The sequence below is a fragment of the Bradyrhizobium sp. 62 genome, assembly GCF_023073035.1.
GTDB lineage: Bacteria > Pseudomonadota > Alphaproteobacteria > Rhizobiales > Xanthobacteraceae > Bradyrhizobium.
The window spans coordinates 969,017-984,777 of the sequence record NZ_JADPIT010000015.1 but is presented as its reverse complement, the minus strand read 5'-3'; the positions used below and the strand labels follow the sequence as shown (position 1 = coordinate 984,777).

Annotated in this window: 12 protein-coding genes; 8 read left to right on the top strand and 4 right to left on the bottom strand. The window is 64.9% G+C overall.

Annotation, left to right across the window (positions count from 1 at the left end):
• Positions 1 to 74 precede the first annotated feature (74 nt).
• A complete protein-coding gene (locus IVB47_RS15200) occupies positions 75 to 1,154 on the bottom strand; it encodes a medium chain dehydrogenase/reductase family protein (protein WP_247462416.1) in 1,080 nt (359 codons plus the stop codon).
• A 108-nt stretch (positions 1,155 to 1,262) separates the two neighbouring features.
• On the opposite strand from IVB47_RS15200, the gene IVB47_RS15195 reads away from it, so the two are divergent.
• From IVB47_RS15195 to map, 3 genes are all read left to right on the top strand, one after another.
• Entirely contained in the window at positions 1,263 to 2,036 is a 774-nt protein-coding gene (locus tag IVB47_RS15195) for a helix-turn-helix transcriptional regulator (RefSeq protein ID WP_247462415.1), read from the top strand.
• Between the two features lie 250 nt (positions 2,037 to 2,286).
• Positions 2,287 to 5,436 (top strand): GAF domain-containing protein, encoded by a 3,150-nt coding sequence (locus IVB47_RS15190; RefSeq protein WP_247462413.1) that lies wholly within the window; start codon positions 2,287 to 2,289, stop codon positions 5,434 to 5,436.
• 78 nt (positions 5,437 to 5,514) lie between these two features.
• The gene (gene map / locus IVB47_RS15185; RefSeq protein WP_247289999.1) at positions 5,515 to 6,264 is read left to right on the top strand and encodes a type I methionyl aminopeptidase; all 750 of its coding nucleotides are present in this window, start codon (positions 5,515 to 5,517) and stop codon (positions 6,262 to 6,264) included.
• A gap of 10 nt (positions 6,265 to 6,274) precedes the next feature.
• Here the strand turns inward: map and IVB47_RS15180 are convergent, their stop codons facing one another.
• The 3 genes from IVB47_RS15180 to IVB47_RS15170 all read right to left on the bottom strand — a co-directional run bounded on the left by IVB47_RS15180 (position 6,275) and on the right by IVB47_RS15170 (position 8,340).
• Positions 6,275 to 7,624: an MFS transporter gene (locus tag IVB47_RS15180; RefSeq protein WP_247462411.1), complete on the bottom strand. Its 1,350-nt coding sequence runs from the start codon at positions 7,622 to 7,624 to the stop codon at positions 6,275 to 6,277.
• Between the two features lie 145 nt (positions 7,625 to 7,769).
• The gene (locus IVB47_RS15175) at positions 7,770 to 8,018 is read right to left on the bottom strand and encodes a DUF3551 domain-containing protein (RefSeq protein ID WP_247462409.1); all 249 of its coding nucleotides are present in this window, start codon (positions 8,016 to 8,018) and stop codon (positions 7,770 to 7,772) included.
• Position 8,019: 1 nt separating this feature from the next.
• Positions 8,020 to 8,340, bottom strand: coding sequence for a DUF3551 domain-containing protein (locus IVB47_RS15170; protein ID WP_027567163.1), 321 nt, complete (start codon positions 8,338 to 8,340; stop codon positions 8,020 to 8,022).
• Positions 8,341 to 8,592: 252 nt separating this feature from the next.
• Here IVB47_RS15170 and IVB47_RS15165 point away from each other — a divergent pair, with 252 nt between their 5' ends.
• From IVB47_RS15165 to IVB47_RS15145, 5 genes are all read left to right on the top strand, one after another.
• A complete protein-coding gene (locus IVB47_RS15165) occupies positions 8,593 to 9,312 on the top strand; it encodes an outer membrane beta-barrel protein (RefSeq protein ID WP_027567162.1) in 720 nt (239 codons plus the stop codon).
• A gap of 455 nt (positions 9,313 to 9,767) precedes the next feature.
• Positions 9,768 to 13,271 (top strand): DNA polymerase III subunit alpha, encoded by a 3,504-nt coding sequence (dnaE, locus tag IVB47_RS15160; protein ID WP_247435392.1) that lies wholly within the window; start codon positions 9,768 to 9,770, stop codon positions 13,269 to 13,271.
• A 115-nt stretch (positions 13,272 to 13,386) separates the two neighbouring features.
• Entirely contained in the window at positions 13,387 to 13,905 is a 519-nt protein-coding gene (locus tag IVB47_RS15155) for a DUF2846 domain-containing protein (RefSeq protein ID WP_247463176.1), read from the top strand.
• Positions 13,906 to 14,014: 109 nt separating this feature from the next.
• Positions 14,015 to 14,755 carry a carbonic anhydrase gene (locus IVB47_RS15150; protein WP_027567159.1) on the top strand — a complete coding sequence of 247 codons (741 nt, stop codon included), beginning with the start codon at positions 14,015 to 14,017 and terminating at the stop codon, positions 14,753 to 14,755.
• A gap of 209 nt (positions 14,756 to 14,964) precedes the next feature.
• Positions 14,965 to 15,761: caspase family protein (locus tag IVB47_RS15145; protein WP_247462407.1), on the top strand; the 797-nt coding region annotated here is incomplete at its 3' end.

Genomic DNA, 15,761 nt, shown 5'->3' with positions numbered 1-15,761 from the left:
AACAACCCCATGCACAGTAGCCAAGTGCTTGGCCGGGCTGACGAAAAAAATGGGCGGCCGCACGCCCGGGGCGCTCAAGGCCGGATCACCGTCAATTTGAACGGCCCGCCATTGGCGGCGGCATGGGCTACCGCCTCGTTGGCGTGGTCGAGGTCGAACGCGGTGGCTTCGTACTCCTCCAGCCTGAGCAGTCCCGCGCGCACCAGCGCGATCAGGCGGCCTGCCGCATCCGGCGGATACATCCAGACGCCGTGGATGCTGATGCAGTTGCGCATGATCCAGGGGTAAGGCAGCTCGAGGCCAGTGCCGCCGGCCATGCCGACGCCGCCCATCAGCACGACGCGGCCGTAAGCGCGCACCGTCATGATCGCCGCGCGCACCACATTCGTGCTCACCGAGGGCGGCATGATGTCGAGCACGCAGTCGATCGGTCCGGGCGCCGTTCGCTTCATGCGCTCACGGTCGTCGTCTTCGTTGCCGGTGAGTTTGACCGGCTTCACGCGGTCACCAAAACGCCGGACGAGGTCGGCCAAAATTTCGTCGTTTCGGCCGGGTGCGACCACACAGGCCGCGCCCATCGCGAGCGCGACCGAGACGGCGGCGCTGCCGAAATTGCCGGTGGCGCCGCTCACCAGCACGGTCTCGCCGGGCTGAAGGTTGGCGGCGAGAAAGCCGCCATAGGGCACCAGCAGCGTCCCCAGCGCGCACCATCGCGTGGCGTCCTCCGGCGTGATCGTGCCGAGCCGCTTGACGTTCTCCGTCGGCACTCGCATCTGCTCGGCAAACGAGCCGTGGCGAAAATGCTGTTGCAGGCGCATGGCGCCGGCACCGGGGGCGGTGAGTCCTTGCAGGGCAATGTCGGGCGCTGCGGCGTCGTCGCGCGAGCGCACCGTCGGGTCGCAGAACACCCAATCGCCGGTTGCGAGTTTGGTTGCGTCCGGGCCGATGGCGCGGACCCGGCCGATGCCGCCAGGCCCGGGGATGATCGGCAGCTCGAGCGCATAGTTGCGCAATCCGCTGAAGACCTCGTTCATGTAGGACAGCACTCGCGTTGCGATGACGTCCACGATGACCTCGCCGGTCCCGAGCACCGGTTCGGGTGCATTCTCGATGACGAGCGGAGATCCCAGGGATTTGAGTACGGCGGCTTTCATGGTGGTCACCTCATATTCGGGTGATGCCCATATGCACCGCCTTCCCAAGCCCAGAAAGGCCTGGTATTATCCTAGTATTCCCCAGGCCCTCCATCGAGGCACGTCACCATGGCCGACCCACGCCGCGTCGAATTCGGCGACTTTCTCAGGTCCCGCCGCGAAAAGCTGTCGCCGAAGACGGTCGGGCTTCCTGCCGGCCGGCGGCGCCGCACCGCGGGCCTGCGCCGCGAGGAGGTGGCGCAGCTCGCCGGCATCGGCGTCGACTGGTACATCCGCCTCGAGCAGGGGCGCACCGTCAGCCCCTCGGTCACCACCATCGACGCGCTGGCGCGTGCGCTACGCCTCAGCAAGACCGAGCACGCCCATCTCAAGGCACTGGCCCGCGACGGCGACAGGCGCGCGTTCACGCGCGAGATCGTGCCGCCGCCAATTCGGCGGATGATCGAAAGCCTGAAGCAGCCGGCCTACATCACGGGGCGGCGCTGGGACGTGCTGGCCTGGAACGCGGCGGCCGAGGAGATCTTCGGGTTCGGACAATTGCCCGAGCAGGACCGCAACACGCTGCTGCTGGTGCTGACGAACAAGCAGACGCGAAAGTTCTACGGTGCCGGCTGGGCGGATGTCGCGAAGAGCATGGTTGCGATGTTTCGCGCCACTCACGACGTCTGGGCCGGCGATCCCGCCTTTACGGAATTGCTGACGCGGCTGCGCCAGGGCAGTCTGGAATTCGTCAAATGGTGGGAAGCGCACGAGATCCGCAGCACTGCCGCGGGCCTCAAGACCATGAACCATCCGACCAAGGGCGTGCTCCGGTTCGAGCACACGAGCTTTCAGGCCAATGACGATCCGGCGCTGAAGCTCGTGATCTACACGTCGGTGTAGGGTGGGCGTGGGGCTTGGAGCCGCCTAGCGGCAGCTGGACCGACCTGGTGGAAGTCCGGGTCGATGGCCAGGCTTCCAGGGGACGGTGATGACGGGAACCTAAATGCCATCATGCGGTTATCGCGCAGACATTTGTGCCACCTGCCTGCATCACTCACAGGGTCAGGCGGGCTCACGGTCGAAGCGAGCAGCAGCGGGACGATCAAACACTGGCTCATCGTGGAGCCAGGAAAGTGGCAGGGGAAGACCAATGACGACAGCGACCGGGGTCCGCTCGGCCGATCGCAATTCCGTCTTAGCCACGCTCGGCGACTACATCCGAGAGATCAACAATCCGGACGATCTCGCCTATGCCGCGGCAGAGCTGCTTGGCCGCAGCCTGAATGTCAGCAGGGCAGGCTACGGCACGGTCGACACCTCAGCCGAGACCATCACCATTGTCCGCGACTGGAACGCACCGGGCATCCTGAGCCTCGCAGGCGTGCTGCGCTTCCGCGACTATGGCAGCTACATCGAAGACCTCAAGCGGGGCGAGACCGTCATCTGTGCCGATGCGGAAAAAGACCCTCGCGTCGGCGATCGTGCCGAGGCTCTCGAGGCGATCTCTGCGCGCGCGCTCGTCAACATGCCGATCTCCGAACCCGACGGGGTGGTGGCGCTGCTGTATCTGAACAATGCCAGGCCGCGCGAATGGAGCCCCGAAGAGCTGGAGCTTATCCGCGATGTTGCCGAGCGCACGCGCACGGCCGTAGAGCGCCGACGTGCGGAGACGGCCGTCCGGGAGAACGAAGCCCGGCTACTTTTCCTGGACGCACTCAACAAGGAGACGGCCAGGACTCGCGATGCCGACAGCGTGATGGCGGTCACGACCAAAATGGTCGGCGAGCATCTCGACGTATCGAGCTGCGCCTATGCCGATATGGATCCCGACCAGGACGGCTTCACCATCCGCGGGGATTGGGCGGCGCCGGGCGCGGTGCATATCCTCGGGCACTACAGTCTGGCTGACTTCGGCAAGAAGGCGGTGCGAGAGCTCGGCGCCGGCAGGCCCCTTATCATCAACGATAATTTGAAGGAGCTTGCGCCTGAGGAAGCCGCCACTTTCCAGAACATCGGGATAGGCTCGACGATTTGCATGCCCTTGGTGAAAGAAGGGCGCCTGACCGCCCTGATGGCGATTCATCACCGGGGCCCGCACCAGTGGACGCCGCGGGAACTCGCCTTGCTCACCGAGGTGACCGAGCGGTCGTGGGCTCACATCGAGCGCGTCCGATCGGAGCAGGCCGCGCGGGAGGCTGCCGAACGACTGACGCTTGCGAACAACGCCGCTGGTATCGGCACCTGGGACTACGACCCGGTCAACAACGTTCTTCGATGGGACAGCCGCTGCAAGGAGGTGTTCGGTTTACCGCCGGACGCCGAAGTCAGCTATGAAGGGTCGTTCCTGAAGGGCCTTCATCCCGAAGACAGGCAGCGCGCCCACGAGGCCGTGTCCGCAGCGCTGACGCCGCACGCGCCGGCACATTACAATATGGAATACCGAACCATCGGCATCGAGGACGGCGTCGAACGCTGGATCGCCGCGACCGGTCAAGCCATCTTTGCCAACGGCCAGGCTGTTCGGTTCATCGGGACGGTTCTGGATATCACCGCGCAAAAGAAAACCGAGCGTCATCTCAGAATACTGAATGACACCGGGGCTTCGGTCTCTCGCGAACGCGGCCTCGAGACAATCGTCCAGATCGTGACGGATGCCGGCGTCGGCCTCACGGGTGCTCAATTCGGCGCCTTTTTCTACAACGTTCTGGCGCCGGATGGAGGCAGCTACATGCTGTATTCGCTGTCGGGTGCGCCGCGATCCGCGTTTGAAAACTTTCCGATGCCCCGCAACACCGCGGTCTTTGGCCCGACCTTCGAGGGCTCTGGCGTGGTGAGGTCCGACGACATCCTGCAGGACCCCCGCTATGGCAAGAACGTGCCGCGGAAAGGCATGCCCGAGGGCCATCTTCCGGTCCGATCCTACCTGGCGGTCCCCGTGATCTCGCGAACCGGCGAAGTCCTCGGCGGACTTTTCTTCGGCCACGCCGAGACGGGTAAATTCCAGGCCGAGCATGAGGCCGCCTTGCTTGGTATTGCCGGCCATGCCGCCACCGCTATCGACAACGCCCAGCTCTTGACCCGGCTCGAGGCGCTCAATGCGGGATTGGAGCAACGTGTTGCCGACGAAATCGCCGAGCGCATGAAAGCCGAAGAGCAGTTGCGGCAATCCCAGAAGATGGAAGCCGTCGGGCAATTGACCGGAGGTATTGCCCACGACTTCAACAATATGCTGGCCGTGATCCTCGGCAGCTTGAACCTTGCCAAGCGGCGGCTCGGCAGGGGAGAGGTCAGCATAGACCGCTTCATCGAGGGCGCGATCGACGGTGCAAATCGCGCAGCAACGTTGACGCAGAGGCTGCTCGCGTTCTCGCGCCAACAGCCTCTCGCGCCTGAGGTCGTGGACATCAACAAGATGGTCGGCGGGATGAGCGAGCTGCTCGAGCGGTCACTCGGCGAGCTTATCCGCCTCGAGACGGTGCTGGCGGCTGGCCTCTGGCGGGTCAAGGCAGACCCGGCCCAGCTGGAAAGCGCCGTGATCAATCTCGCGGTCAATGCGCGCGATGCCATGCCAAAGGGGGGCAGGCTGACGATAGAAACCAGCAACGCCTCGATCGATCGAAAATATGTGAGCGAGTACGCACTCGCTCCGGGGCAGTACGTTCTCGTGGCGGTGACGGACAATGGCACGGGAATTCCGGCCGATGTGCTCGGCAAGGTGTTCGATCCGTTTTTCACGACCAAGGTCGTGGGCAAGGGCACCGGCCTCGGCCTCAGTCAGGTCTACGGTTTCGTGCGGCAGTCGGGCGGCCATGTCAAAATTGACTCGGAAGTCGACGTTGGCACGACCGTGAAGATCTATCTTCCACGCTTCGCCGGCGAGGAGGCGGGCTCGGACCTGTCGCAGCAAGAGATACCCGCCGGTGCGAGCCATCAGAACGAAACCATTCTCGTCGTGGAAGACGACGAGCGCGTCCGCAGCATGTCTTCCGAAAGCCTGCGCGAACTCGGCTACGTCGTCATCGAGGCAGCCAGTGCCAGAGAGGCGATCAGGACGATCGAAAATGGTTTCGTTCCAGATCTGCTGTTCACGGATGTCGTCATGCCCGACATGACCGGCGCCGAGCTTGCGGCCGAGCTGTCGAGACGATACCCGGCGCTGAAAGTGCTGTTCACCACCGGCTACACGCGCAATGCAATCGTTCACAATGGCGTGCTCGATGCCGGCAAGCATCTGCTTCCAAAGCCCTTCGCTATCGAAGACCTGGCTGCCAAAGTCCGCATCTTGCTCGACGAAATCTGAACGCGTTTTGGAAACGATCTCTTTCGTTTGCAAGCCGCCTTCCCAAGCGCTATGTCCCGGCTTTCGGAAGAGCACGACATGACAATCTCGGATGACAACGACCTCGCGCGCCTGAAAGAGATCGGGCGCATCGTCGCCAATACCCTGGAGGCAATGGGGAAGGCGCTCGAGCCGGGCATGACCACCTCCGAGCTCGACCGGATCGGGCGAACGCTGCTGGAGGCTGCCGGCGCACGTTCGGCTCCGGAGCTGGCCTACGACTTTCCCGGGGCGACGTGCATCAGCGTGAACGAGGAGATCGCTCATGGCATCCCGGGCGATCGGCGGATCGCGCGCGGGGACCTCGTGAACATCGACGTGTCAGCCGAGAAGAACGGCTTCTTTGCGGACACGGGAGCGTCGTTCGCCGTTCCGCCCGCAACCCGCGCCGTCGAACGTCTTTGCAGAGATGGCCGGCGCGCGATGTGGACGGGCCTGCAGCAGGTTGGAGCCGGCAAACCGATTGCCGGTATCGGTCAGGCCATCGGGACTTTTGCGCGGAAGAACGGTTACAGCCTGGTCAGGAACCTTGCCAGCCACGGCGTCGGCCTGTCGCTCCACGAGGAGCCGACGGAGATCGCAACATGGCCCGACCGCTCCGAACGCCGCATCATGAGCGAAGGCCTGGTGTTCACCGTCGAGCCGTTCCTGTCCCTTGGCGCCGAATGGGCACAGGATGGCGATGATCCGTGGACGCTCTATAGCAGCCCCGAGGCGCCGACCGTTCAATACGAGCACACCGTGATCGCCACGCGAAGTGGACCGTTAATCGTGACGCTGGCTGGTTAAGGAGGCGTCCTCAAGCCACCGGCTCTCGGGCAGCATCCGAACGGCTTCGATGATGCGGCGCCAGCGGCGGCGCCGGTCTCGCCGGGGGATTCTCCGGTGGGGCCGCGCTTTTTCCTGAGCTGACATCGTCCGGAGCAGACCTGGCTTCAACAGACCTGGCGTCCCGATAGGCGACGATCCAGATCAGGAAACCCAGCACCGCCAGCGCGGCACCGACGGGACCTGTGGAGGTCCACCCCAGCCCCTCGCGGATGGCGAGGCCGCCGAGGAACGGGCCGAGCGCATTGGCGGTGTTGAACGCCGAATGGTTGAGTGCGGCGGCGAGCGCCTGCGCGTCTCCGGCAACGTCCATCAGCCGCGTCTGGAGGATGGCTCCGAGCGAGACGCCGGCGCCGATGGCGAAGACGTCTGCCGCCAGCGCCCAGGGATTGCCGGCGGCAAGCGGAAACACCAGCAGCGCAACCGCCGAGAACAGAAGGATGCCGCCCGCCGTCGGCATCAGCGCACGATCGGCAAAGCGCGGTATGACCAGATTGCCGAGCGTGGCGCCGATGCCGAACACGGCCAGAAAAAGTGGTATGAGCGCGGGGCTGACCTTGGTCACCTCGATCAGCGTCGTCGCCAGATAGGTATAGACGGCGAACATGCCGCCGAAGCCGATGGCGCCGATCGCCAGCGTGATCCAGACGCGGCCGCTTCGCAGCGCTCCGAGCTCCCGCAGCGGATCGGACCGGCCGGCCTGGTCGCGCGGCGCGAACAGGGCGCAGAGCAGCACCGTAAGCAACGCCAGCACCGACACGAGGCCGAAGCTCGCGCGCCAGCCGATGGCCTGCCCAATCAGATTGGCCAGAGGCACACCGATGATGGTGGCGCCGGTCAAGCCGAGCATCACCTGGCCGATCGCCTGCGAGCGACGATGTTGGGGAACCAGCGAGGCTGCGACCAGCGCGGCGATGCCGAAATAGGCGCCATGCGGCAAGCCCGAGAGAAATCGCGCCGCGATCATTGAGCTAAAGCCCGGTGCCAGCGCGGTGAGGGCATTGCCGAGCGCGAACACGGCCATCAGAACCAAGAGCTGTGCGCGCCGCGCCAATCGTGCGCCGAGCACGGCGATCAGCGGCGCGCCCAGCACGACGCCGAGTGCATAGGCGCTGATCGCGTGTCCCGCGGTCGGCTCGTCGATCCCAAGGTCGGCGGCGAAAAACGGCAACAGGCTCATCGATGCGAATTCGGTGGTTCCGATCGCAAAGCCGCCCATCGCGAGCGAGAACAGGACGATGGCGAGATGAGGGGGCCTGGAGGCCGCGGTCGCGCGGGGCGAGGTCGCTTGCTGCGATGTCGCTTGCTTCGATGTCGTCATATGTCCTGCAATGGTGGCGTCAACGGGAACCAGCCCAGCGAACGTCGCCACCCCTGCAAGATTTCTCTGTCGTACTTAAACCCGGATCAGCCCGCGTCAACACCGGACGCTCAATGCGGGGCAGGCCGCATATCAGCGTCCCGATTTAGTTGACGCGACTCGGGCGGCGAGGGGGCTTCTTCTGCGCAAAATACGGGTTCGCCACGCACGTCGCCGATCGACCGACGGCCAAAAATCTGCACTGCTCGAGCGAGGCGTAGTGGCAATCGAAATAGCCGACGGGACCGTAGATCTGCATACAGACCGGATAGCTCGGATCGTAGGTCTGCGCGTGCGCAGGCGCGCCCGCGAGGAACAGGCCGATCGCGAACAGCGCGAGGCGAGCGCGGCGCATCTCAGCGCGGCACGTAGTAACCGGGTGAATAGCCGGGCACCTGGGCGCGCGGCCTGTTCTGATATGCATAGGGATCGTCGCTCTGGCCTGCGAAATACGGGTTCGCGATACAGGTGAGGGCGCGGCCCGATGAACTCGCTTGGCACTGCGCGTAACTGTCGAACGTGCAATTGCTCAGCCCCGGCCATTCATCGCCGGTAAGGCAGAAGGCATGGTGAGTGCCGAACGCGCGCGCCGTCGTGCTTGCGTCGAGCGTGAGCGCAAATGTGGCGAGTGCGAGCGAAAATGTGGCGACAATGGGGAGAGTAATTCGTCTGCGCATTCAATTCTCCAATCACGCGAACGTGCGCGCGACGTTGTCACGCGGACGTGCCGCAGATGTCGTGTAGCCGACGATGGAACTCATGAAAACACTTGTTTCAAAGGGTTTCCCGCGCGCGCTGGTAAATCTTCATTAATGAAGCGCGATCCTTTGGCGCGGACTGTGGCGTCGAGGTTACAGCAATTCCGTCGAGCGCTGTTATGACGACGCCACGGCCCGGGGGCCTAACGACGAAATTGGAACGGGAATCAAATGAACAAGAATCTGTTGCTTGCTGCTGTGAGCCTTGTCGCGCTCGGCGCGGCTGCACCGGCGGTGGCTGCTGACCTCGCTGCGCGGCCTTACACCAAGGCGCCGGCGATGGTTGCCGCGATCTACGACTGGAGCGGCTTCTACATCGGTGTCAACGGCGGCGGCGGTTCCGCGCATTCGACTTGGGATCTCGTCGGCGGTGGCCGCGAGGGTTCGCACGATGCGACCGGCGGCACGGTCGGCGGTCAGATCGGCTACCGCATGCAGTCGGGCCAGTGGGTGTTCGGCATCGAAGGTCAGGGCAACTGGGCTGACTTCTCGGGCGACAACGTCAGCGCGCTGTTCGCCACTCGCAACCGCTCCAAGATCGATTCGTTCGGTCTGATCACCGGTCAGATCGGCTACGCCTGGAACAACGTCCTCATTTACGCCAAGGGCGGTGCGGCTGTCGCCGGCAGCAAGTATGAAGTCTCGACCCTTGGCGGCGCACTGCTGTCCTCGAACGATCAAACCCGTTGGGGCGGCACGGTCGGTGCCGGCCTCGAGTACGGTTTCGCCCCGAACTGGTCGGTTGGCGTCGAGTACAACCACATCTTCCTGCAGGACAAGAACGTCACCTTCGCGCTGGTGCCCTCGACCGACCGCATCCGTCAGGACGTCGACATGGGCCTCGTCCGCCTGAACTACAAGTTCGGCGGCCCGAGCCTCGGCCGTTACTGAGCAGAAGCCTGATCTCGATCGCTCGACTTCGAGCGGTCGGCGGAAGCCCCGGCCATCGGCCGGGGCTTTTTTGTTGTTCAAGTTCAGCGGGTTAACCATTCGGTTTCGAGGTGGCGAAGATGGCTTGACTCCCGAGAACGAAATGAGAACAATGTTCTTCATACGTTCTCGCCATGGAGCAAGCCATGTTCAGGATTTTCGTCGAAGAAGCCGCCGCGCTGGCCTCGATCGCGCTGTTTGTCGGGATGATCGCGATCTGGGCCCAGGTGCTCCCGCAGCTCTAGGCGCGGGCCTAGGTTGGGGAAAAGCAGGACGAGGCGGCTGATCGGCCGCTCCGGCGTGGACTCTGGCAGCGTGGCGCCCCACCATTGTGGGGCGAGTCGGCCAGGCGAGTGCAGGATGCCTCCGGTGCCGGCGACCGCTCCATCTCATCTGCAAGAGGCCGTCACGCGACCATGCCGAGCGCCGGATTTGTCCACCTTCACGTTCACTCGGCCTATTCGCTGCTCAAGGGCTCGATCAAGATCGCCAAGCTCGCCGAGCTAGCCAAGAAAGACCATCAGCCGGCGCTGGCGCTGACCGACACCGACAACATGTTCGGTGCGCTGGAGTTCTCCGACAAGATGGCGGGCTCCGGAATCCAGCCGATCGTCGGCTGCGAACTCGCGATCGAATTCGGCGACCAGGATCCCACTGCCCGCAACGCGCTTCTGCCCTCGCGCGTGGTGCTGCTGGCCGCGCAGGAGCGCGGCTACCGCAGTCTGATGCGGCTGAACTCGCGCGCGTTCCTGGAGACGCCCGACACTCATGCCCCCCACATCAAGTTCGACTGGCTCGAAGGCGAGACCGAAGGCCTGATCGCGCTGACGGGCGGTCCGGACGGGCCGATCTCGCTGGCGCTTGCCGGCGGTTATAGCGAGCTCGCGGCGGCGCGCTGCGAGCGTCTCGCCAGCCTGTTCGGAGACCGCCTCTACATCGAATTGCAGCGCCACAACACCGAGAAGGAGCGGCGGGTCGAAAGCAGCCTGATCGACATCGCCTACACCAAGGGCCTGCCGCTGGTTGCGACCAACGAGCCGTATTTCGCCGCGACCGACGATTACGAAGCCCATGACGCGCTGCTCTGCATCGCCGGCGGGCGGCTGATCGCGGAGACCGAGCGCGAGCAGCTCACGCCCGATCATCGCTTCAAGACCCGCGCCGAGATGGCGGTGCTGTTCGCCGACATTCCGGAGGCGCTGGCCTCGACGGTCGAAATCGCCGAGCGCTGCTCGTTCCGGCCGATGACGCGCAAGCCGATCCTGCCGTTCTTCACGGTCGGCGCTGCCGCAAGCTCCGATGCCGCCTCCGTCGAGGCGGCCGAATTGAAGCGGCAGGCAGAGGAGGGGCTCGCCAACCGTCTGCGCGTGCACGGGCTGTCGCAAGGCACGACGGAAGAAGATTACAACGCGCGGCTTGCGTTCGAGCTCGACGTCATCATGCGCATGAAATACGCGGGCTACTTCCTGATCGTCTCCGACTTCATCAAATGGGCGAAGGGGCAGGGCATTCCGGTCGGGCCGGGCCGCGGCTCCGGCGCAGGCTCGCTGGTTGCGTGGGCGCTGACCATCACCGACCTCGATCCGATCAAGTTCGGCCTGCTGTTCGAGCGCTTCCTCAATCCGGAACGCGTCTCGATGCCGGACTTCGACATCGACTTCTGCCAGGACCGCCGCGGCGAGGTGATCAGGTACGTCCAGGAGCGCTACGGCCGCGACCAGGTCGCGCAGATCATCACCTTCGGTACGCTGCAGGCCCGCGGCGTGCTCCGCGACGTCGGCCGCGTGCTGCAGATGCCCTATGGGCAGGTCGACAAGCTCACAAAACTCGTGCCGCAGAATCCGGCCGCGCCGGTGACGCTGGCGGCGGCGATCGAGAGCGAGCCGAAGCTGCAGGCGTTCCGCGACGAGGACCCGGTGGTGGCGCGCGCCTTCGACATCGCGCAGCGCCTCGAAGGCCTGACCCGCCACGCCTCGACGCATGCGGCCGGCATCGTGATCGGCGATCGGCCGCTGAGCGAACTCGTGCCGATGTATCGCGATCCGAAATCCGACATGCCGGTGACCCAGTTCAACATGAAATGGGTCGAGCCGGCCGGCCTCGTGAAATTCGACTTCCTCGGTCTGAAGACGCTGACCGTGCTCGACGTCGCGTGCAAACTGCTCAAGCCGCGCGACATCCATGTCGATCTCGCCACGCTGCCGATCGACGATGCCGAAAGCTACCAGATGCTGGCGCGCGGCGAGGTGGTCGGCGTGTTCCAGGTTGAAAGCCAGGGCATGCGGCGCGCGCTGGTCGACATGCGTCCCGACCGTTTCGAAGACATCATCGCGCTGGTCGCGCTCTATCGACCGGGTCCGATGGCGAACATCCCGACCTATTGCGCGCGCAAGCACGGCGACGAGGAGCCGGAATATCTCCACCCCGTGCTGGAGCCGATTCTCAAGGAGACCTTCGGCGTCATCATCTACCAGGAACAGGTGATGCAGATCGCGCAGGTGATGTCGGGCTATTCGCTCGGCGACGCCGACCTGCTGCGCCGCGCCATGGGCAAGAAGATCCGCGCCGAGATGGAGAAGCAGCGCGAGATCTTCGTCGCAGGCGCAGTGAAGAACGGCGTGCCGAAGGGGCAGGCCGACACCATCTTCGAGCTGCTGGCGAAATTCGCCGACTACGGCTTCAACAAGAGCCACGCTGCGGCCTATGCGCTGGTGTCCTACCACACCGCCTACATGAAGGCGCATTACCCGGTGGAGTTCATCGCGGCGTCGATGACGCTCGATCTCAACAATACCGACAAGCTCTCCGAATTCCGCGCCGAGGCGCAGCGCCTCGGCATCAAGGTCGAGCCGCCCAACGTCAACCGTTCCGGCGCGACTTTCGAGGTCGGCGACAAGACCATCTACTACGCGCTCGCGGCGCTGAAGGGCGTCGGCATTGCGGCCGTCGAGCAGATCATCGCGGAGCGGACCAAGAACGGCTTGTTCACCTCGCTCGCCGACTTTGCCGCGCGGGTGTCGCCGCGCGCGATCAACAAGCGCATCATCGAAAGCCTGGCCGCCGCCGGCGCATTCGACACGCTGGAGCCGAACCGGGCGCGGGTCTTCGCCGGCGCCGATTCGATTCTCGCCGCATGCCAGCGGGCGAACGAAGCCGCAACCATCGGCCAGAACGACATGTTCGGCAGCTCGGCCGACGCGCCGACCATCATGCTGCCGCAGATCGAGCCCTGGTTGCCGGCCGAGCGGCTGCGCCGTGAATATGACGCGATCGGCTTCTTCCTGTCGGGACATCCGCTCGACGATTACGCCACCGTGCTGAAGCGGCTGCGCGTACAGTCCTGGGCCGAGTTCTCGCGCGCGGTGAAGACCGGCGCCACGGCAGGCAAGGTCGCGGCCACCGTGGTGTCGCGCATGGAGCGGCGCACCAAGACCGGCAACAAGATGGGCATCATGGGGCTCTCTGACCCCACGGGTCACTTCGAGGCGGTGCTGTTCTCCGAAGGCCTCGCGCAATATCGCGACGTCCTGGAGCCGGGCGCCGCGGTGCTGCTCCAGCTCGGCGCCGAGCTTCAGGGCGAGGACGTCCGCGCGCGCGTGCTCCACGCCGAGCCGCTGGACGAGGCCGCGGCCAAGACGCAGAAGGGCCTGCGCATCTTCGTGCGCGATACCAAGCCGCTGGAATCGATCGCCAAGCGTCTCGCCGGCCCCGACATGGCCGCTTCGAACGGCGCCGCGCCGAAGGTAGGCAGTCCCGGCACCGCGCCCCGCTCCAACGGCGACGGCGAGGTCTCGCTGGTCATGATGCTCGACCTCGAGACCGAGGTCGAGATGAAGCTGCCCGGCCGCTTCAAGGTCTCGCCGCAGATCGCCGGCGCCATCAAGGCGGTCGCTGGCGTCGTCGACGTGCAGCAGCTCTAGCCACACGCACGCTGTTGCAGGCGATTGCATGTTTTGCGTGGGGGATGCTACCGCCCTGTTGCAACCTCTCGCTGTTTTCCGTTAGCATGCGCTCGGGGAAAAATCTGGGGGCGTGATGCTATTGCGTGGGCTGGTATTGCTCGTGGCTGCGGCACTGCTGTGCGGCTGTGAGACGGCGAGGAGCGGGCTCGGATATTCGGAGACGGTACGAAAGCTGGGTCCGCCGAAAGCCGGGCAGGCCCGCGTCGTCGTGTTTCGCGAGAAGGGCTTCGGCGGCATCGGCGATCCGGACTGGGAATTTTCCCTCGACGGTACGCCGATCAAGGGCCTGAAGACCGGGACATATGTCTATGTCGATCGCCCGGCAGGCCAGCACCAGTTCGTAGCAGAGGAAGCAGCGCTCGGTGTCACGCGCGTGGACTTCTCGGCGCAGTCGGGCCAGACCGTGTTCTTCGTAGCGCGCTTCAGTCAGCGCAAGAGCGCCATGATCGCGAATGCGAGCACTGGGGTGCTGGGCTGGGGTCTCACGCTTGCGATGCCGTCCGGCTATAAAAACCAGGGGCCGCTGGATTTCCTGCCTTTGGATGAACCGGCCGCCCGGACGACGATCGCAGAGCTTCGGTTGGCGGAATAGCCCCGCGCGAATTCGGTCCCGCCCGCACCGTCATTTGTGGTGTCGTCACAGCGTTGCGGCTATGATCACCGTGAGGCCGTTGGCCCATCGCGCCGGGAGGGATCGTGACATGTGCGACAAGTGCAATGAATCCCCACATGAGAGGATCGCGCCGTCGCGGCGGTCCGCGATGTTGTTGGGCGCCTCGGCGCTCGGCCTCGCCCTGACCGGCAGAGCCTTCGCCAAGGAGACCAAGACGCCGCCAAAGCCGCAGAACGTGCTGTCGCCCGACGCATCATTGAAGCGCCTGACGGAAGGCAATGCGCGCTATGTCGACGGCGTGTCGCGGCGGCACGATTTCAAGCACGAGCGCGAGGCGCTGGCCGGCGGACAGAATCCGTTCGCGGCCGTGCTGAGCTGTGCCGATTCGCGCATCGCGCCGGAATATGCCTTCGACACCGGCCGCGGCGATCTGTTCGTCTGCCGCGTTGCCGGAAATTTCGCCGGCACCGAGACCATCGCCAGCATGGAATACGCGGTCGCCGTGCTGAATACGCCGCTGATCCTCGTGCTCGGCCATGACGCTTGCGGTGCGGTCGATGCCACGCTGAAGGTGATCAAGGACAACAAGCCGCCGCCGGGCCATATTCCCTCGCTGGTCGATGCGATCGCGCCCGCCGCCAAGGCTGCGATGCAGCAGGGTGGGGACGTCCTCGACAAGGCGATCCGGCAGAACGTCATCGACAACGTCGCGAAGCTGAAGTCGGCAGCGCCGATCCTCAATGCCGCCGTGGAGCAGGGCAAGCTGAAGGTCGTCGGCGGCATCTATCGGCTCACGACGGGAACGGTCGACCTGATCGCGCAGATCTGACGAGACGGACCGGCTCGCGCCGGCTCGTTGTCGCGAGGCTGACGCAGGCGCCTGGCGTTGGTGCCGGGCGCCATGCCGCCGCCTCAATCCAAGCCTTCGCTATTTGGAAGCCTTTCGTTCAATTGGAAGCCTTTCGTTCAAGTGCCATTCAGCTGGCCACGCGTCTGATGCGTGGCGGCACCTCAACAACAAAAACGGGCAAGCAAGCCATGCGTGGGACGCTCAGAGCCTTCATTTGCCTCCTCCTGCCGGTCGCGGTCCTTGCCGCAGGCGCGCCGGATCCGGCGCGTGCGCAGCAGCAGGAAAAGCGTATCGCGCTCGTGGTCGGCAACGGCGCCTACGCCAAGTCGCCGCTGGCGACGACGGCAAACGATGCCGGCCTGATCGCGCAGACGCTGCAGGCGGCGGGCTTCGACGTCGTTGGCGCGCGCGATCTCGACGGCGACACGCTGCGCAAGAGCTTTCGCGATTTCATCCAGAAGGCGCAGGCCTCAGGCCCGGGCACCGTCGCGATGGTCTATCTCGCCGGCTATGGCGTGCAGCTTGCGGGTGAGAACTACTTCATCCCGGTCGATTCCAACATCACCCGCGACACCGACATTCCGACCGAAGGCCTGCGCATCGGCGACTATCTCCGCCAGCTGGCTTCCGTTCAGCTCAAGGCCAACATCATCGTGCTCGACGCTGCGCGGGCGCAGCCCTTCGTGGAGGGCGGCCAGCAGATCGCGAGCGGACTTGCGCTGGTCGAGCCCGACGCCAACATGCTGATCGCGTTCAATGCCGCGCCCGGCACGGTGGCGCCCGAGGAGCCCGGACCTTACGGCATCTATGCGCAGTCGCTGGCGGAGATGATCCGCACCGGCGGCCTGCCGCTGCCCGAGGTGTTCGACCGCGTTCGCCTGCGCGTCAACGAGGCCAGCAAGGGCGCGCAAGTGCCCTGGAACGAGCAGAAGATTTCCGCCCAATTCTCGTTCTTCGAGCGCGGGCCCGACGCGCCGCCGCCTGA